Source organism: Neisseria sicca VK64 (assembly GCF_000260655.1).
GTDB lineage: Bacteria > Pseudomonadota > Gammaproteobacteria > Burkholderiales > Neisseriaceae > Neisseria > Neisseria sicca_B.
Map to the genome: position 1 here is coordinate 1 of NZ_AJMT01000115.1, position 17110 is coordinate 17110.

General features: G+C 48.2%; 14 protein-coding genes and 2 tRNA genes. 3 read left to right on the forward strand and 13 right to left on the reverse strand.

Translation table 11 applies throughout. The features are described 5' to 3' along the window. Window positions 1–756 precede the first annotated feature (756 nt). The 4 genes from HMPREF1051_RS06770 to HMPREF1051_RS06790 all read right to left on the reverse strand — a co-directional run bounded on the left by HMPREF1051_RS06770 (window position 757) and on the right by HMPREF1051_RS06790 (window position 4987). Window positions 757–1617 (reverse strand): phosphoribosylaminoimidazolesuccinocarboxamide synthase, encoded by an 861-nt coding sequence (locus HMPREF1051_RS06770; RefSeq protein WP_003766253.1) that lies wholly within the window; start codon window positions 1615–1617, stop codon window positions 757–759. Window positions 1618–1784: 167 nt separating this feature from the next. Further along, entirely contained in the window at window positions 1785–3227 is a 1443-nt protein-coding gene (locus HMPREF1051_RS15465; RefSeq protein ID WP_269208439.1) for a calcium-binding protein, read from the reverse strand. A 587-nt stretch (window positions 3228–3814) separates the two neighbouring features. Continuing rightward, window positions 3815–4402 (reverse strand): LemA family protein, encoded by a 588-nt coding sequence (locus tag HMPREF1051_RS06785; protein WP_003766272.1) that lies wholly within the window; start codon window positions 4400–4402, stop codon window positions 3815–3817. Window positions 4403–4651: 249 nt separating this feature from the next. Continuing rightward, on the reverse strand, window positions 4652–4987 hold the full coding sequence (locus HMPREF1051_RS06790) for a hypothetical protein (RefSeq protein WP_036492324.1): 336 nt from the start codon (window positions 4985–4987) through the stop codon (window positions 4652–4654). Between HMPREF1051_RS06790 and rfbD the strand changes: the two genes are divergently transcribed. After that, window positions 4988–5854 carry a dTDP-4-dehydrorhamnose reductase gene (gene rfbD, locus HMPREF1051_RS06795; protein ID WP_003766261.1) on the forward strand — a complete coding sequence of 289 codons (867 nt, stop codon included), beginning with the start codon at window positions 4988–4990 and terminating at the stop codon, window positions 5852–5854. 148 nt (window positions 5855–6002) lie between these two features. Here the strand turns inward: rfbD and HMPREF1051_RS06800 are convergent, their stop codons facing one another. From HMPREF1051_RS06800 to HMPREF1051_RS06810, 3 genes are all read right to left on the reverse strand, one after another. Then, the gene (locus HMPREF1051_RS06800; RefSeq protein ID WP_003766271.1) at window positions 6003–6797 is read right to left on the reverse strand and encodes a Cof-type HAD-IIB family hydrolase; all 795 of its coding nucleotides are present in this window, start codon (window positions 6795–6797) and stop codon (window positions 6003–6005) included. 331 nt (window positions 6798–7128) lie between these two features. Beyond that, a tRNA-Glu gene (locus HMPREF1051_RS06805) sits at window positions 7129–7203 on the reverse strand. Window positions 7204–7216: 13 nt separating this feature from the next. Next, window positions 7217–7293: transfer RNA gene (locus HMPREF1051_RS06810), tRNA-Arg, on the reverse strand. Between the two features lie 118 nt (window positions 7294–7411). On the opposite strand from HMPREF1051_RS06810, the gene HMPREF1051_RS06815 reads away from it, so the two are divergent. Then, complete coding sequence (locus HMPREF1051_RS06815) at window positions 7412–8824, forward strand: 3'-5' exonuclease family protein (protein ID WP_003766231.1); 1413 nt, start codon at window positions 7412–7414, stop codon at window positions 8822–8824. A gap of 144 nt (window positions 8825–8968) precedes the next feature. On the opposite strand, the gene HMPREF1051_RS06820 is transcribed toward HMPREF1051_RS06815, so the two are convergent. From HMPREF1051_RS06820 to hemA, 3 genes are all read right to left on the reverse strand, one after another. Next, window positions 8969–9727 carry a tetratricopeptide repeat protein gene (locus HMPREF1051_RS06820; RefSeq protein WP_003766225.1) on the reverse strand — a complete coding sequence of 253 codons (759 nt, stop codon included), beginning with the start codon at window positions 9725–9727 and terminating at the stop codon, window positions 8969–8971. A 92-nt stretch (window positions 9728–9819) separates the two neighbouring features. Next, window positions 9820–10419 carry a Maf family protein gene (locus HMPREF1051_RS06825; protein WP_003766227.1) on the reverse strand — a complete coding sequence of 200 codons (600 nt, stop codon included), beginning with the start codon at window positions 10417–10419 and terminating at the stop codon, window positions 9820–9822. Between the two features lie 103 nt (window positions 10420–10522). Beyond that, window positions 10523–11776: a glutamyl-tRNA reductase gene (gene hemA, locus HMPREF1051_RS06830; protein WP_003761773.1), complete on the reverse strand. Its 1254-nt coding sequence runs from the start codon at window positions 11774–11776 to the stop codon at window positions 10523–10525. A 235-nt stretch (window positions 11777–12011) separates the two neighbouring features. On the opposite strand from hemA, the gene cysI reads away from it, so the two are divergent. Beyond that, on the forward strand, window positions 12012–13766 hold the full coding sequence (gene cysI / locus HMPREF1051_RS06835; protein ID WP_003766229.1) for an assimilatory sulfite reductase (NADPH) hemoprotein subunit: 1755 nt from the start codon (window positions 12012–12014) through the stop codon (window positions 13764–13766). A 259-nt stretch (window positions 13767–14025) separates the two neighbouring features. On the opposite strand, the gene HMPREF1051_RS06840 is transcribed toward cysI, so the two are convergent. From HMPREF1051_RS06840 to HMPREF1051_RS06850, 3 genes are all read right to left on the reverse strand, one after another. Further along, on the reverse strand, window positions 14026–14985 hold the full coding sequence (locus tag HMPREF1051_RS06840) for a siderophore ABC transporter substrate-binding protein (RefSeq protein ID WP_003766260.1): 960 nt from the start codon (window positions 14983–14985) through the stop codon (window positions 14026–14028). Between the two features lie 217 nt (window positions 14986–15202). Beyond that, window positions 15203–15658, reverse strand: coding sequence for a dihydroneopterin triphosphate diphosphatase (gene nudB, locus HMPREF1051_RS06845; protein WP_036492328.1), 456 nt, complete (start codon window positions 15656–15658; stop codon window positions 15203–15205). After that, window positions 15658–17037, reverse strand: a complete 1380-nt coding sequence (locus tag HMPREF1051_RS06850) for a mechanosensitive ion channel family protein (protein WP_003766277.1) — start codon at window positions 17035–17037, stop codon at window positions 15658–15660. Before HMPREF1051_RS06850 ends, nudB begins: the two co-directional genes overlap by 1 nt. Between the last annotated feature and the right edge of the window lie 73 nt (window positions 17038–17110).

Sequence of the window (17110 nt, forward strand, 5' to 3'; positions counted from 1 at the left end):
TTAAAGGTTTTCAGACGACCTTTTTGATTAACTTTAAACCAGTACGGCGTTGCCTCGCCTTAGCTCAAAGAGAACGATTCTCTAAGGTGCTGAAGCACCAAGTGAATCGGTTCCGTACTATCTGTACTGTCTACGGCTTCATCGCCTTGTCCTGATTTAAATTTAATCCACTATATTGCGGTGCATTTGAAACAGTACAAAAAACTAAAGACCGTCCGAGAAACGGGCGGTCTTAGATATTGTGAGGAATTTCAGCATTATTCCTTAACGTGCTTTCGGTGTAGTCGGTGCAACTGGTTTTCCAGTGAACGAAGCACGTTTTGCGGCTTGAAAGATAGCCAATCGTCTACGATGTTGCATCATTATTTCCTTTCTTTTTCTATTATTTGGATTATTCCCGGTTCTATAAACCGGATGCCCTATCTATACCATTTATTTTTTCAAATAAAATATAGTACAGTTATTGTGAGATGCTATGGAGGACATCATAAATGCTTTATCCGTTGATGAACAGAGGATTTTTGTAAATTTATGATTTTATTCTTTAATCGGAAAATAAAAACGGACTGACCTGATTTGCCACAGCCAGTCCGCCTTTATATAGTGGATTAACTTTAAACCAGTACGGCGTTGCCTCGCCTTAGCTCAAAGAGAACGATTCTCTAAGGTGCTGAAGTACCAAGTGAATCGGTTCCGTACTATCTGTACTGTCTGCGGCTTCATCGCCTTGTCCTGATTTAGATTTAATCCACTATATTATTCCGTCAATAAATTCAATGCTTCCCGATATTTATCAACTGTTTTCTGAATAACATCGCTAGGGACGTCCGGTGCCGGAGCTTTTTTGTTCCAACCGCTTTGCTCCAACCAATCTCGAACAAATTGCTTGTCAAAAGACGGCGGATTAGTGCCGACTTGATATTGGTTAGCCGGCCAAAAGCGGCTGGAATCGGGCGTCAGTACTTCATCCATCAGGGTTAATGTACCGTTTTCATCCAGCCCGAATTCAAATTTGGTATCGCATATGATGATACCGCGTGATTTTGCATATTCTGCGGCTTCCGTATAAAGCTGAATGGCTTTAGCGCGCACTTCAGCTGCCAGCTCTTTACCGATAATACGTTCGCATTCTTCAAAACTGATGTTTTCATCATGATCGCCGACGGCAGCCTTGGTGGACGGGGTAAAAATCACTTCCGGAAGCTGCTGCGCTTCTTTCATCCCTTCGGGAAGTTTGATGCCGCAGACAGAACCGTTTTTTTGGTAATCTTTCCACCCGCTGCCCGCCAAATAACCGCGCACAATCGCCTCTACTTTGACAGGAGTCAGTTTCTTGGCGACAACCGCGCGTTTCTCGATGGCTTTGGCTTCACGTTCAGGCAACACATCATAAACCGTATCGCCGGTAAAATGATTGGGCATGATATGCGCCAGTTTTTGAAACCAGAAATTGGAAATCTGCGTCAGAATTTCTCCTTTACCCGGAATTGGATTGTCTAAAATCACGTCAAATGCGGACAATCGGTCGGATGCGACCATCAACATGCGTTTGCTGTCGATTTCGTATAAATCTCGCACTTTTCCGGAGTAAATCTTTTTCAAGCTGATTTCGGACATTTCAGGTTTCTCCCTTCGCTGACTCGGTTTAAATAGGATTCCGTTATTTTATCCGAATTTGGATTTTTGGGTCAGATTGTTTACAAAATAGGTCGTCTGAAAACGTTTTGCACGAATGCAGACGCTTTCAGACGACCTTATCAATCCTAAGTATAGCTAATCAGAGATTAGATGCTAGGAACTTGGGTTTGTTGTTGGATGCTGTTTACAGCTGACAGAGAGTAGTAATCGCCATGACCGGTTACTTCGTAAGTGCTGCCATCGGCAAACTTGAAGTTTTCGATCTTATGGTTGTTACCGGAGAACCAGTCGTCAATGGTAACAGTGTCACCGCCGCCGACAGATACAGTCAGGCTGTTGCCTGTTTTGCTCAACAACACGTCGGAAGCAGAAATACCTTTGCCGAATTGCAGGGTATCGTTACCGCTTTCGTCTTGGATGGTGTCGCGACCGTAACCTTTATCGAAGAAGTAGGTATCGTCGCCGGTACCGCCGATCAGGACATCGTTGCCGATGCCGCCGTCGAGGTAGTCGTTACCGTCTTTACCCACCAGGCAGTCATCGCCTGCCAAGCCGTACAGGTGGTTGTTGCCGGAGTTGCCGTTGATGTCGTTGTTCAGAGCGTTACCGGTACCGTTGATGTTGCCGGAACCTTGCAAGAACAGGTGTTCAACGTTGTCAGTCAGGGTGTAGTCGATTACGCTGCGAACGGTATCGATACCGCCATTAGCATTACCGTATTCGATAACTTGGTCACCTTTGTGGTCAACAAAGTAAACGTCGTTACCGTCGCCACCGCGCATGATGTCAGCGTCAGCACCACCGTTCAGGTAGTCATTGCCGTCACCGCCTTGCAGGTAGTCTTTACCACCTTGACCGTACAGGGAGTCACCGTTGTTGTCACCTTGCAGAGTGTCGTTACCGTCACCACCGTAAATCACGTCAGCACCGTCGCCACCGTAGATAACGTCATCACCGCCTGTACCGTAAATGGTATCTTTCTTATCAGTACCTACGGTTTTGGTCAGACCGTCTTTATCTTTGGTTGAACCATCGACATGGATGATGTTACCCGGATTTTTGTCGTCATGGCCGTAAGTATTTTGTTGGTTTTGGTCATCAACGCAATCTTTGCAGTCTTTGTCGTTAGGTTTAGGCTGCGGTTTTGGTTGTGGTTTAGGTTGCGGCTGCGGTTGAGGCTGCGGTTGGGGTTTAGGCTGCGGCTGAGGTTGTGGCTGCGGCTTAGGTTGGGGTTGTGGGTGGGGGTGGGGTTGAGGTTGTGGTTTTGGCTCAACCGGTGGGCAGTAAGGATCAACATGCTTCGGAGGAACCGGTTTTGGAGCCGGTTTAGGGTAATAAGGTTTACCCGGGTTGCAGTTGAAATCGATGATGATGCATTTGTACGCAGGTTTCGGCGGAGGGCAGTAGGCGCCATGACCGAATTTGCCGTGAGGCATTTTGAAGCCGTGTGAAGAACCGTAGTTATGGAAACCGCCTTTGTAACCGAAACCGCCATGGCTCGGTGGGCAGTAAGGATTGTACGGTTTGACCGGAGGGCAATATGCGTTGAAGTGGCCTTTGGATGAGTAGCCGCCATAATGATAAGTCATAATAAATCACTCCCAGAATATAATTAAGAAGCATAGGCCTTTTGACAAAAATACAGACCAGCCAAACTGCCTACATTGTTATTTTAGTGATATTTCGCAGAAAACTTACATTCTCGTCGCTAACGGTAAAAATTTTGGATAAATGGAAATTTATTTTTCCATGATAATGAACAATATTACATTGGAAACCAACCCTGTTATTTCCATCATGACGCAATATCATGATTATTTTAACCAAATGAAAATACAATACGCCATAAAAATATTATTCATATATTTCAATAGTTTTTTAAGAATTGCTAGTTTTTACTCAATCCCGCTCATTTCTCATTCAATTGAAAATCTCCCTCCCATCCTTACCCATCAAGGTTTTATTGCATTATCATTTATTTTGACATACGAATATAATTTAAACTTTTTTACACTTTAATTTTCATCTTACAAAACAAACAGATAAATCACCGAACTATATCAATCTTGATTACCGGGCAATAATCCGTTGCAAAATGACAAAAGGGTCGTCTGAAAATACGTTTTTCAGACGACCCTTTTGGGTACCACTCAAATTCATTGGCTGCTAAACCGTATCAAAATTGCACCCGTTGCGCATTGGAAATTTCACGTTCATTCTCAATACTGAAATTTGCCCTTACATACTGCCCGAAAAGTTTCGCGGTCATACTTTGCGGGAAACGCCTCAACGTAGCGTTATAGGTGCGGACAGCCTGAATATAGTTGTTCCTTGCTTGATTAATCCGGTTTTCCGCCTCTTCAAGGCGCGTAGTCAGACGCTGATAATCCAAGCTTTCCGCCAAAAGCGGATAATGGTCTGAAATCAGCGTCATTTGTGTCAAAATTCCGCTCAATTCTCCCTGAACTTCCTGAAAACGCTTCAATTTCGCCGGATTGGCAGCCTCTTCCAAATTCAGATTCATACGGACCGCCCGACTTTGAACGTCAGACAACTTGAACAAAATATCCTCTTCAGGACCGGCATACGTCTTAACGACATTCGATAAATCGGATACCAACGCCGAACGCTGACCGTATTGCTTCATCACTTCCACCCAAGCATGTTTGATATCCTGTGCTTGAGCATGCATCACATAATAGCTGCGCCCGACAATACCTATTACCAATACTGCCAATACTATCGGCCACCATTTTTTCCACATCAACCACATACTCCGTGAATATACTCAACATTGCTTACCGTATTTAGTTTTCAGACGACCCCAATCTTCATAAGAGGTCGTCTGAAAACCATCGGACAGTATATCTCTAAGCTGCCCCTACCCGGATAAAAATCAAACAAACAAAATTATTTTCAGATAATCGGTATCGCTGCGAAGTTTGCACTATAATATATCAGGCATTGACAGATTCCCTACCGCATCGGATTTTTATTATTCCTCTTGCAAAAATCAGCATGATTTCAGGGTTAAATCCGCTTTCCATCTTTTTCGAAAACAGGCGGGGTCGTCTGAAAATAGAAAATGGGAAGCATCTTCTGCCTTCATTTCTACGCAAGGATGATGTAGTAAAGGCATCCCAGCCTGAATTTGCAAAAGGGTTATTTCACAAAATGGTCTTATTGGCGGGTCAAACATCTGCCCAACCGTCTTCCAATCTGTTTTGTCTTGAATGTACTGTTTCAGCGTTCCCGAATAATGAATTCGGACGCTTGCCCAAATCGTTCCAATTGCCGTCCTTTTAATCCGGCAATACTTTTTTAAAACTTTCAAACGAGGAGAAACCATATGCGAACTCTGTTAACCGGTTCAAAAGGACAATTGGCGCGTTGCTTTCGCGACCGCCTGCCTGAAAATTGGGAATTGATTGCCACTGATTCGACATCCTTGGATATTACAGATACCGAAGCCGTTCGCAATATGGTTCAAAACTTCCAACCCGACGCCATAGTCAATGCAGCGGCCTTTACCGCAGTCGATAAAGCAGAGGCCCATGTCGGCACCGCATTTGCCGTCAACGCCACCGCCGTCCACAACCTCGCCTCTGCCGCCCGCGCCTGCCAAGCCCGCTTTATCCATATCTCTACGGACTATGTGTTCGACGGCACAAACAAGACCCCATACAAAGAGCAAGACTATACCAACCCGCAAAGCGTGTATGGGCGCACTAAAGTCTCAGGCGAACTGCTCGCTTTGGCAGCCAATCCGGACAGCGTCATCATCCGTACCTCATGGCTATTCAGCGAATACGGCAACAACTTTGTTAAAACCATGATCAGACTAGCAGGAGAACGGGACAACCTCTCCATTGTTCATGACCAAACAGGCAGCCCTACTTATGCCGGTGACCTTGCCCAAGCCATCATTGCATTGCTGCAGCAACCCGTTGCCCCACGGGGTATTTATCACTACGGCGGCAACAAATCGGTAACATGGTATGAATTTGCACAAGCCATTTTCCAAGCAGCGCAACAGCAAGCCCCTAATTTCAGAGTTCCGCAACTGAACGCCATCACGACCGACCAATACCCCCTACCCGCCCCGCGTCCTGCTTACAGCATTATGGACTGCCAAAAAATAGAAAACGAATGCGGCATCAAGGCATCCGATTGGCAAAAAGCGTTAAATGAAATCATCGGCAAGCTAGATAACTGACTAGCACCCTCTGCCGTATAAAACAAAAGACCGCAACAAACGAAGCGGTCTTTTGTTTTACTCAAAATATACCGGCAATCAAATGAAATATCATATCGCCACCATCAACACTTTCTCATAAGGTCGTCTGAAATTTCAGACGACGTATTCAGTCGATAACGCCCAATTCCTGTAATCCCCGCAACACCCCATCCTCGTCCACGCTCGGACATACAAATTTTGCCACAGCCTTTGCTTCAGCTTCACCATTACCCATCGCCACTCCAAATCCAACAGTAGTCAACATTTCCAAGTCGTTGAAGCTGTCGCCAAATGCCATAACATCCTTCATTTCAACCCCCAGCTTACCTACGGCATGAGCAATTCCCCTTGCCTTAGAACCTTCAGAACGAAGCATATCCATGGCACATTCATGCCACCGAACCAATTTAAATCCGTTTTGTTGAATTTCATCTTCAATGGCGCGTTCTTGATTGGAGTCTGCAAAGATCAGCATTTGATACACTTTTGCCCGATGAAAATATTCTTTATCCACCAAAAAATCGGGAAAAATATGCGCCAATGCATCTTTAACAAGCGATGAAGGGCTGGAAACCGCAATTTCATTGTTATTCACAAAGGCGTAATCAATATTTTTATTGTCCAACGACGCGCATATTTCCATCATATTCGCAGAATCCATCGGATATTCCTGCAATACTTCCCCATGAAACGACGTATATTGCCCATTAATGGTCACCAGCATATCGATTCCGCTTTCACGGATCAGCTCCTGCACTTTTTTCGGAATAGCCGCAGGAGGACGACCCGTTGCAATCGCGGTCAATATCCCTTTCTCTTTCAACGCCGCCATTGCTTTATAAACGGAAGGCCTCAGGGTATCGGTATATTTCCGATAGAGGGTGTCATCAATATCAAAGAAGATAATTTTCGGATTTTTCATAAGCAGGCAAACAAAAGTTTCATCATTTCAAAGTTCGGCTATTGTACCGTCAACCTAATCAAAAGAATATCTGCCTGATATATAGTGGATTAACTTTAAACCGGTACAGTGTTGCCTCGCCTTAGCTCAAAGAGAACGATTCTCTAAGGTGCTGAAGCACCAAGTGAATCGGTTCCGTACTATCTGTACTGTCTGCGGCTTCGTCGCCTTGTCCTGATTTAAATTTAATCCACTATATCTAAATATTCATGACCACAAACAACCAGAGTTTTATCTTTTTCGGAGATACAAAAAAGACAAGCCCCTGAAAAATCAGGGGCTTGTCAAAATCTGGCACGCCCACGGGGAATCGAACCCCGGTTACCGCCGTGAAAGGGCGATGTCCTAACCGCTAGACGATGGGCGCAGAAATTTTCTATTGGCGCACCCGGAGCGATTCGAACGCCCGACCCTCTGGTTCGTAGCCAGATACTCTATCCAACTGAGCTACGGGTGCGCTGAAAGAAAGATTTGGATTATATTTTCCCATATATGACTTGTCAAGGGTTTTCTTGGATAAACGATGTGCAAAGTGTAGAATACTGCCCTGTTGTGTGAATTTTCAGGAATTTAGGATGTTTCATCTTTCTCGCTGGTTGAGATTATCGGAAGCTTTTACCCGATTGAACCGCCCTGTTGTGGTCGTTGATTTAGAATCTACCGGCGGCAATCTGTATCAAGACAGGGTGACGGAAATTGCTTTTCTGCGCTTTGAAAACGGCCGGGTAGAACATTACGAACAATTGATCAACCCGGGAAAGCCGATTCCTGAATTTGTCGTCCAACTGACCGGCATTACCAATGAAATGGTGGCGCAGGCTCCCGCTTTCGACCAAATTGCTCCCGACATACTGCCTTTACTGCGCGGCTCTTTGATTGTGGCGCACAACAGCCGTTTCGACTACACCTTCCTGCGTCATGAATTTTGTCGTGCAGGCATCGATTTTGCCGCTCCGGCATTGTGTACCGTCCAACTGTCCCGCCGTCTGTACCCTCAATTTTATAAACACAATCTTGACAGTATTATCAGCAGGATGGGAATCCAAACGGACGATCGTCACCGTGCATTGGCCGATGTTTTGGCACTCGCCGATTATTTGGAACACAGCCTGAAAGAGAAAACCTCCGATGAATGGGACAATCATTGCCGTACATTGATGAATCCGAAAATGCTGCCGACGCAGCTATCCGATTCTTTGACGGCAAAACTCTATTCATTACCCGATACGGTAGGCGTACTTGTCTGGTTTGACCATTCAGGAAAAGTGCTGTCCGTCGAGGCGTATGAAAAAACGTATAGCGAAATCGCCGCCCTACTCCACAGCAAAGAAGGCTTGCAATATATTCAAAATGCCGCAGATGTGAAATTCATCCCCGCGGTAGGGAGCCTGCATGCCTTGTGGTTGAAAGCTCAGATTATGCAGGAATATCAAGAGGAGTTATCTGCACCATTTCCCCTCAAGCAATTGAATCCCAAAACATTTATGACTGTTAAGTTCATTCCCGACGAACATGGCGTACTGAAGGCACGAATTGTGCCGTTAGACAACGGCAGCAGCACCACCCGCCCTTACGGCTTATTTATCCACAAAAAAGCGGCAAAACGCGCATTGAACATCTGGGCGCAAGAACACCATTTCTGTCCCGATGCCTTAAACATTTTGCCGGTCAGTCACGCAAAGGGAGCGTTATGCCCCGTGCAGGCTGTCGGCAAGTGCAATGGGACATGCCATAAAGGTGACGGAATCGAAGAACAAAATACCCGAATTCATGCCATGGCATCCAAGCTGCCTGTTGCCGACTGGGGGAAAGTGCATGAAGTGGAAATCACGGAAACAGACGAATTATCAGGCCGCAGCGTCATCATGCGCTGCGCCGGAGGCGCTTTAGAGCTGCCGAACGGACACTGGTATTTCGACAACCTGCTGCCCTCTATACTGAAGATCAAATTCAAACAAGACAGACAAAATATCCGCGTTATCGCTTGAGTAATTGACGTAAGTGGACAAACAAAGAGGTCGTCTGAAAACCAAGTTAGCGTTTTCAGACGACCTTTTTCATTACTGAGAATTATTCAAGTCTACGGTTTATCACAACTGTTTCAAATACAAAACCTCAATCCGTCATAAGATTTATTGAGCTATCCTTTTAGATACCCGAGAAGGAATGGAGGCTTTCTCCCCGGTTTTCTTTATTTGGGAGAGGTATTTTTTATAAAATATTTTCGCATTCCGTTTATCTTTTGAATCCCAATACGCATCTGCAATATTTAAGTATGCAACAGTCCTATTGGGGAATGCCGCAATAATTTTATTCAAGAGATATATTGCAGACTGATGATGCTCCTGATTATTAAGATAAAATGCAATATTATTATATGTTGCAATATTTTTCTGATTAATCGGGTATCTGCCAAGATACCAATCCATTCTACTTTTATCTATATCAAAACCCGAGTGGTCTTTGACATATTCTTCTAAATCGTCCAATGTATTTTCAAGTGCATAAAAAGTTCTACATTTCTCACCATACATCTTTAAAACAGTCTGTCTATCATAATCTTTTATGGGTTTATGGATATTTTTTCTGCACTCTAAAGATTTAACGTCAAAATCTTCCTTATACAGACTAATCGTTTTCAATTTATCTAAAATTAATAACTTCCCATTCCTCTTTATGTAATATTCTTCATAAAACCTTCCGCCAAAATCATCAACCCTAACGACAATAAAATCGCCCTTCTCATAAGACGTAATATTTTCCTTCTTTACGTCACTAAAAAAATTATTTATTTCAATCGATTGCCTTTTATCTCCAATTGGTTCGTAATTATTGGCGCTTACTGACACAGGAAATAACAATATGAATAAATACAAACCGATTTTTTTCATTTTCTTTTTACTCTTTCTAAATCCACAGATACAGCAATAAAGACAAACAAAGAAGATTGATGATTTTTACTGCAACTGAACAGCTCCGAACCTCAGAAAAAAGGCGGAACAGACAAATCAAATTGCTTCAGCAAACCGACGGTTTCGTAAACGGGCAGTCCCATCACGCCGGTAAAGCTGCCCTGCAAATGCTCAACGAACACGCCGCCCAAGCCTTGGATTCCGTATGCACCGGCTTTATCCATCGGTTCGCCGCTTTGAATGTAGGCAAGGATTTCGTCAGGGGATAAGGTTTTGAAACGCACATCGCTGGTTTGCAAGACGCTGCTCGTTTCGCCTTGCCAATACACGCATACGGCGGTTAGTACTTGATGGGTTTGCCCTGACAGCTGCCCAAGCATTGTAGCGGCATGCTCTTGGGTTTCGGGTTTGCCGAGGATATGGTTTTGATAGGCAACGGTGGTATCGGCGGTCAGAATGGGAAATTCGGGCGGCGTATCATGTTGTTCAAACCATTGGGCGACGGCGGCTGCGTTCTTTTCCTTCGCCATACGCTGAACATAATCGGCGGCATTTTCGTCAGGAAATGGCGTTTCATCGATATCGGCGGGAATACGCCGAATTTGGTAGCCTAAGTTTTCAAGGATTTCGCGGCGGCGCGGGCTGCCGGAGGCAAGATAAAGTGTCTGCATAAGTTTTCAGATATTTGAGATACGGATTTTGGGGATTTAATCGATAAGGCAGAGAGGCATACAGAAAGGTCGTCTGAAAATTTTCAGACGACCTTTCCAATCGTTAATCGTGTTGATCCAATTGATAAATTTGGGCAACGGCATCGACCAGATTGCTGTTTTCCGAGCCTGCCTTATTGAGGGTTTGAGTGGGAGAGTGGAGGAGTTTGTTGGTCAATTGGATGGAGAGCCGCTCCAATACCTCTTCCGCCGATGCGCCTTTGGCAAGCTGTTTCATCGCATTTTCCAAAACCTGCCTGCGGGCGCGTTCGCCTTCGTCACGCAGGGCGCGGATAAGGGGGACGCTTTGGCGGCTTTGTTGTTGGCGGACAAACTCACCGACCTTTTTCTCCACCATAGCTTCGGCTTCGGCAGCCGCTTTTTGGCGGGCCTCCTTGCCGTTTTGAACGATGCCCATCATGTCGTCAACAGTGTAGAGATAAGCGTCGCCCAGCTCCCCCACTTCGGCTTCGATATCTCGCGGAACGGCAAGGTCGAGCAGAAACATGGGCATATTGAGACGCAGGCGCAATGCACGTTCCACCATGCCTTTGCCGACCAATGGGAGCTGGCTGGCGGTAGAGGAAACGACGACATCGTATTCGTGCAAAATGTCGGGCAACTCTGTCAGCAGGCAAGGCTCGGCATTCAGTCCGAGTTTGTCGCACAACTCTTGGGCGCGCGGCAGGGTACGGTTGGCAACGGTAATGAGTTTGGGACTTTTGGCGGCGAAATAGGTGGCGACCAATTCAATCATTTCGCCCGCACCGATAAATAGAACGTTCAGATCGCCGATATCGGGAAAAATCTGTTCGGCAAGTTTGACGGATGCGGAAGCCATCGAAACGGAATTCTCGCCGACGGCAGTGTCGGTACGCACTTCTTTGGCAACGGCAAACGTTTTTTGAAACAATGCGTTGAGGTTGGTATTGATGCTTTCTTGTTCTTGGGCGACACGCACAGCATCTTTAATCTGTCCCAAAATCTGCGGCTCGCCCAATACCATAGAATCCAATCCGCAGGCAACGCGGAAAGCGTGGCGGATGGTTTCGTTGTTGTCCAAGGTATAAAGATAGGGGCGGATTTCTTCGGCGGGCAGGTTGTGGTATTGCGCCAGCCATTCGATGATTTGCTCGGTTTCGCCGACGCAGTAAAGCTCGGTGCGGTTGCAGGTCGATAGAATTACTGCCTCCTTCGCTGCTTTGCTTCGAGCAAGGTTGCGGACGGCTTCGGGCAGGCTTGCTGCGGTGAATGCCAGCTTCTCGCGTATACTCAAAGGCGCAGTTTGGTGGTTGAGTCCGACGGCGGTAAGTTGCATGGGATAAGGTGGGAGAGATGGTATGTGTCGGCGGGTATTATAGCTTAACTTGACTTTGAAATGAATGTGTTGGCTTCCAAACAAACAGTGCGATTGGCAAAATTTAGATTACCCGGGGTCGTCTGAAAACATCAGATTCATATAACGAAATCATCTTTAAATCGAACAAACCATTCTTTCCCATTTTCAGACGACCTGATTAAAGTAGCTCCAAACTGAGAATAAGGAGCACCCTATGACTACCACCGCCGACCCGCGCGCCAAGCTGCCCGACACCCCGCTTTCCGGCAACGAAGCCCTGAAAGACCGCAGCGACTATCTGCACGGTACCATCAAAGACGATTTGACCGACGACTTTACCGGCGGCTTTACCGCCGACAATTTCCAGCTCATCCGTTTCCACGGCATGTACGAGCAGGATAACCGCGACATCCGCGCCGAGCGTACCGACCAAAAACTTGAACCCTTAAAAAACATGATGTTGCGCTGCCGCCTGCCCGGCGGCATCATCACGCCGGCGCAGTGGCTGGGCATAGACGAATTTGCCGGCGACCACACCATTTACGGTTCCATCCGCCTGACCAACCGCCAAACTTTCCAATACCACGGCATTTTAAAAACCGATTTGAAGCTGGCGCACCAGTCCCTGCACAAACTCGGCCTCGATTCCATCGCCACCGCCAGCGACGTCAACCGCAACGTACTCTGCACCAGCAATCCCGTCCAAAGCCCGCTGCACCAAGAAGCCTACGAATGGGCAAAACGCATCAGTATGCACCTTCTGCCTCGCACCATGGCATACGCCGATGTCTGGCTGGACGGCGAAAAAGTGTTCACCACCGAACCGACCGAACCGCGCAACAAAGAAATTGCCGACGACGTCGAGCCCATTCTCGGCAAAACCTACCTGCCGCGCAAATTCAAAACCGCCGTCGTCATCCCGCCCGACAACGATGTAGACATCCATTCCAATGATTTAGGCTTCGTCGCCATCGAAGAAAACGGCAAACTTGTCGGCTTCAACGTCCTTGTCGGCGGCGGGCTATCCAGCGAACACGGCAACACCAAAACCTATCCCAACACCTCCTACGAATTCGGCTTCGTCCCCCTCGAATACACCCTCAATGCCGCCGAAGCCGTCGTCAGCACCCAGCGCGACTGGGGCAACCGCAGCGACCGCAAAGCCGCGCGCACCCGCTACACCCTCCAGCGCGTCGGCGTCGAAGTGTTCAAAGAAGAAGTCGAACGGCGCATGGGCATCAAGTTCGAACCCATCCGCCCCTACGCCTTCACCCATCGCGGCGACCACATCGGCTGGGTTAAAGGCCTCGAAGGCAACTGGCACCTGACCCTGTTTATCGAAAACGGCCGCCTGCTCGACTACCCCGGCAGACCGTTGAAAACCGGCGTGCGCGAAATCGCCAAAATCCACCCCGGAGACTTCCGTCTGACCGCCAATCAAAACCTTGTCGTCGCCAACGTTCCACCCGAACTGAAAGACACCATAGACAAAATCGCCAAAGAACACGGCTTAATCAGCAAATCCATCACCATCCAACGCGAAAACTCCATGGCGTGCGTCGCCCTGCCGACCTGTCCGCTGGCGATGGCGGAGGCCGAACGCTTCCTGCCGTCATTCTCCGACAAAATCGACGAAATGTTCGCCAAATACGGCTTGGAAGACGAATACATCGTCCTGCGCGTCACCGGCTGCCCAAACGGTTGCGGCCGCGCCATGCTCGCCGAAATCGGTTTGGTCGGCAAAGCCGTCGGCCGCTACAACCTCTACGCAGGCGGCAACCGCGAAGGCACCCGTATCCCGCGCCTCTTTAAAGAAAACATCACCGAACCCGAAATCCTCGAAATCGTCGACGGCTGGGTCGGCAACTGGGCGCAAAACCGCCTCGACGACGAAGGCTTCGGTGATTTTGCCGTCCGTACCGGCATCGTCAAACCCGTCCTCGACCCGCCGCGCGATTTCTGGGCTTGAAAACCTGTTGGCAGATTATAGTGGATTAACTTTAAACCAGTACGGCGTTGCCTCGCCTTAGTTCAAAGAGAACGATTCTCTAAGGTGCTGAAGTACCAAGTGAATCGGTTCCGTACTATCTGTACTGTCTGCGGCTTCATCGCCTTGTCCTGATTTAGTTAATCCACTAAGAAACAAAGTTGGAAATCAAAAGGTCGTCTGAAAACCTGCAATGCTTGTTTTCAGACGACCTTTTGATTGTTTAAACCAACTTGTTAACTTATTTCGCAGCCTTAAACGCGTCGGTAACCTGTTTGGACGCATTCAGCAATTCTTGCGCGCCGCCCGCCGCCAAATAGGTTTCGGGAACGAGGTAAACCACCTGTCCTTTTTTCCATGCGGTCGTTTCGGCGACCAGCGGATTGTTCAACACGTCTTTTGCTGCCTGTCCTTCTTCGCCGATGGCCGCGCCCCTGTCAAGGACAAACAGCCAGTCGGGATTTTTCTCTTTCAAGTATTCGAAGCTGACGGGCTGACCGTGGCTGCCTTCTTTGATGGCTTCGTCAACGGCCGGAACGCCGATATCTTTGTGCAGCCAGCCGCCCAGTCGTGAAGACGGACCGAAGGCGGACAGTTTCCCGCCGTTGACCAGAATCACCAAACCTTTGCCTTTACCTTGCGCGGCAGTTTTCGCAGCTTCAAAAGATGCGTCGATTTCCGCCTTCAGCTTGTCGGCTTCCGCCTGTTTGCCGAAGATTTGTGCCAGCGCGTCGATGCGCTCTTTGGCACTGTCTTTGAGGTTGGCGGTATCGGCGGTCATTTCGATGGTCGGCGCAATGGCGTTCAACTTGTCAAACGCTTTGGCTGCGCGGCTGCCGATGATGATGAGCTGCGGTTTGTAGGCGTTGAGCGCTTCGTAATCCGGCTCGAACAGCGTACCGGCAGGTTTTGTCGTTTTGAAATATTCGTCCAAATAAGGCAGCAGGTTTTTGTCGATGGACAGACCGGTTTTCACGCCCAATTTGTTTAAAGTGTCGAGCATACCCAAATCGTAAACGGCGATACGTTCGGGATTTTGCGGCACTTTCGCGTCACCACGCGTCGTTTTGACGGTCAAGCCCGCGCCTTCGGTTTGGGCGGCGGAAGCGGTTTGGGCGTTTTGATTTGAGGCGGAATCTTTCGGCGAACACGCACCCAAAGCAAGGGCGCAGCATACGGCTAAAGCAGTCAGACGTAACATGGATTCTCCAAGCAGATATAAAACGAAAATATGGAAAAGGCCGTGTGAACAAGAAAATTTAAAGGCTTTCAATCAGAAAGCCGAACGTTCAGACGACCTTTACGGTTTGATGTTACCAAATTAACCAATAACAATTATCGTTTATTTTATTAGATATAAAAGAGGCTGTCCATCGGTCTTTAAATGCGGTTGTCGGTCATCTCCCCGCCATCATTCATCAAACCACCAATCCCAACCTTTTCCCCAATACCAAAATCGCCCTTTTGTTCGACGGGGAGAACACTTTTTCCGCCGCTTCTTCAATGCCGAACCATCCGTAAGCGACGTGTTCGTCGGGCTGCAAAACAATCACCGCATCGCGCGGAATTTCAGCGGAAAAGATGTGTTCGCGGTTTTCGAACACGCCTTTAGGATAGCGGTGCCGCCAGTGGTGGTAGATTTCGTAAACCGTGCTGTCGTGCCAGTTGCAGAGCTGCCCGTCCGCAAGGCGGATGCCGGTTTCTTCCCAAACTTCGCGTTTGGCGGTTTCCTCTATGGTTTCGTCCGGTTCGATGCTGCCGGTTACGGACTGCCAAAAACCTGGCGGCGAAGTGCGTTCGATTAAAAGGATATTGCCGTCTGCATCATGCAGGATAACCAGCGCGGACACGGGATACTTCAAGGGCTTTGCCATCAATCGTCTCCGCCGGAATCCATCGCTGGATCGGATTTGGTATCGCTGCGCGCCTGCATTCCCGCCTTAATCATGGCGATGCTGCTCGGTGCCTGGCTTTCGTTCAAGATGCGGACTTCGCGCTGCGGATAAGGGAACTCGATGCCGTGTTCGTTAAACTGCCGCCAAATATCCAGAAAAATTGCCGATTGCAGCGCGGCAAAACCGTTTTCCGGGTCTTTCACCCAATACGTCGCGCGCAAATCGATACCGTTGTCGCCGAAATTGGTGACTACCGCCAAAGGCGCGGGATTGTTGGAAACACGCGGCTGCGCGGCGGCTGCGCTTTTGATGATGTCCAGCGCCTTAATCAAATCGGAATGATAGGCAACCTGTATATTGAACGCCTGCTGCAATTCGCGGCTGGTATAAGATTCGTTGACCACCATCGAGGTAACGAACGTCTCGTTCGGAATCAGCGCCTCCGTACCGTTGGCATTGCGCAGCACGACGAAACGCGAGGTGATTTTGGTGACATAACCGGTAAAGTTGTTGACCGTCAGACGGTCGTTCATGCGGATGGAGCGGTCGCCCAAAATGATGAAGCCCGAAATATAGTTGCTCGCCACTTTTTGCAGGCCGAAACCGATACCGACACCCAACGCACCGCCGAACACCGACAATACCGTCAAATCAATCCCCACCAGCGGCAGCGCAATCAAGACCGCCAACACCATCATCACCGTTTTGACGACTTTGGACAAAATCATGCTCAGATTGGTATCCAAGCTGCTCCTCTCCAAATGTCCGCCGATAACTCGAGCCAGCCATGACGCGCCTATCATCAGGAGGCCGACCCACAAAATCCCGTTCAGAATCGTCAGCAGGCTGAGCCTGCCCGAACCGACCGAGAAACTGATGCCGTCCAGCACCTCCAAAATCTTATCGTCCAAACCCGACAGCCAAAGCACGAACCCTATCCACAAAACCATGGATACCGCCCGCTCCAGCCAGTCGGTCAGTTTGTTTTGCGGCAAAGCGGCATGAACCACCGCCACGCTGACCCGAATCAGAATCATCCAGCGCGCCGCCAAAATCAGCAGATGCAGCCATACCGCGCGAAATTCCGTCAGATTGCAGACAAACAAAGCCGCTGCGCCGAAAATCATCATCAACACCGGCCACAAAATCCTTCTGCCGATATGCCGCAAAAGCGCGAAGCTGCCGTGTTCTGAGAAGAAATAACGGTCGTTGAGACGATTTGACAGCCAAAACGCCGCCACCATCAGCATCAAGACACCGACCAGCTCTATCCAGCCCGAAACCTGTCCGAAATTGCGCTCCACCAAGCTCGATGTAAACGCCTGACGCGCAAACAAATCATGCAAAATACTGTCCATCCGCCCTGTTTTTTATAGTGGATTAAAATAAAAATGAGACAAGGCGGCAACGCCCGCCGTGTACGAGTAGTAC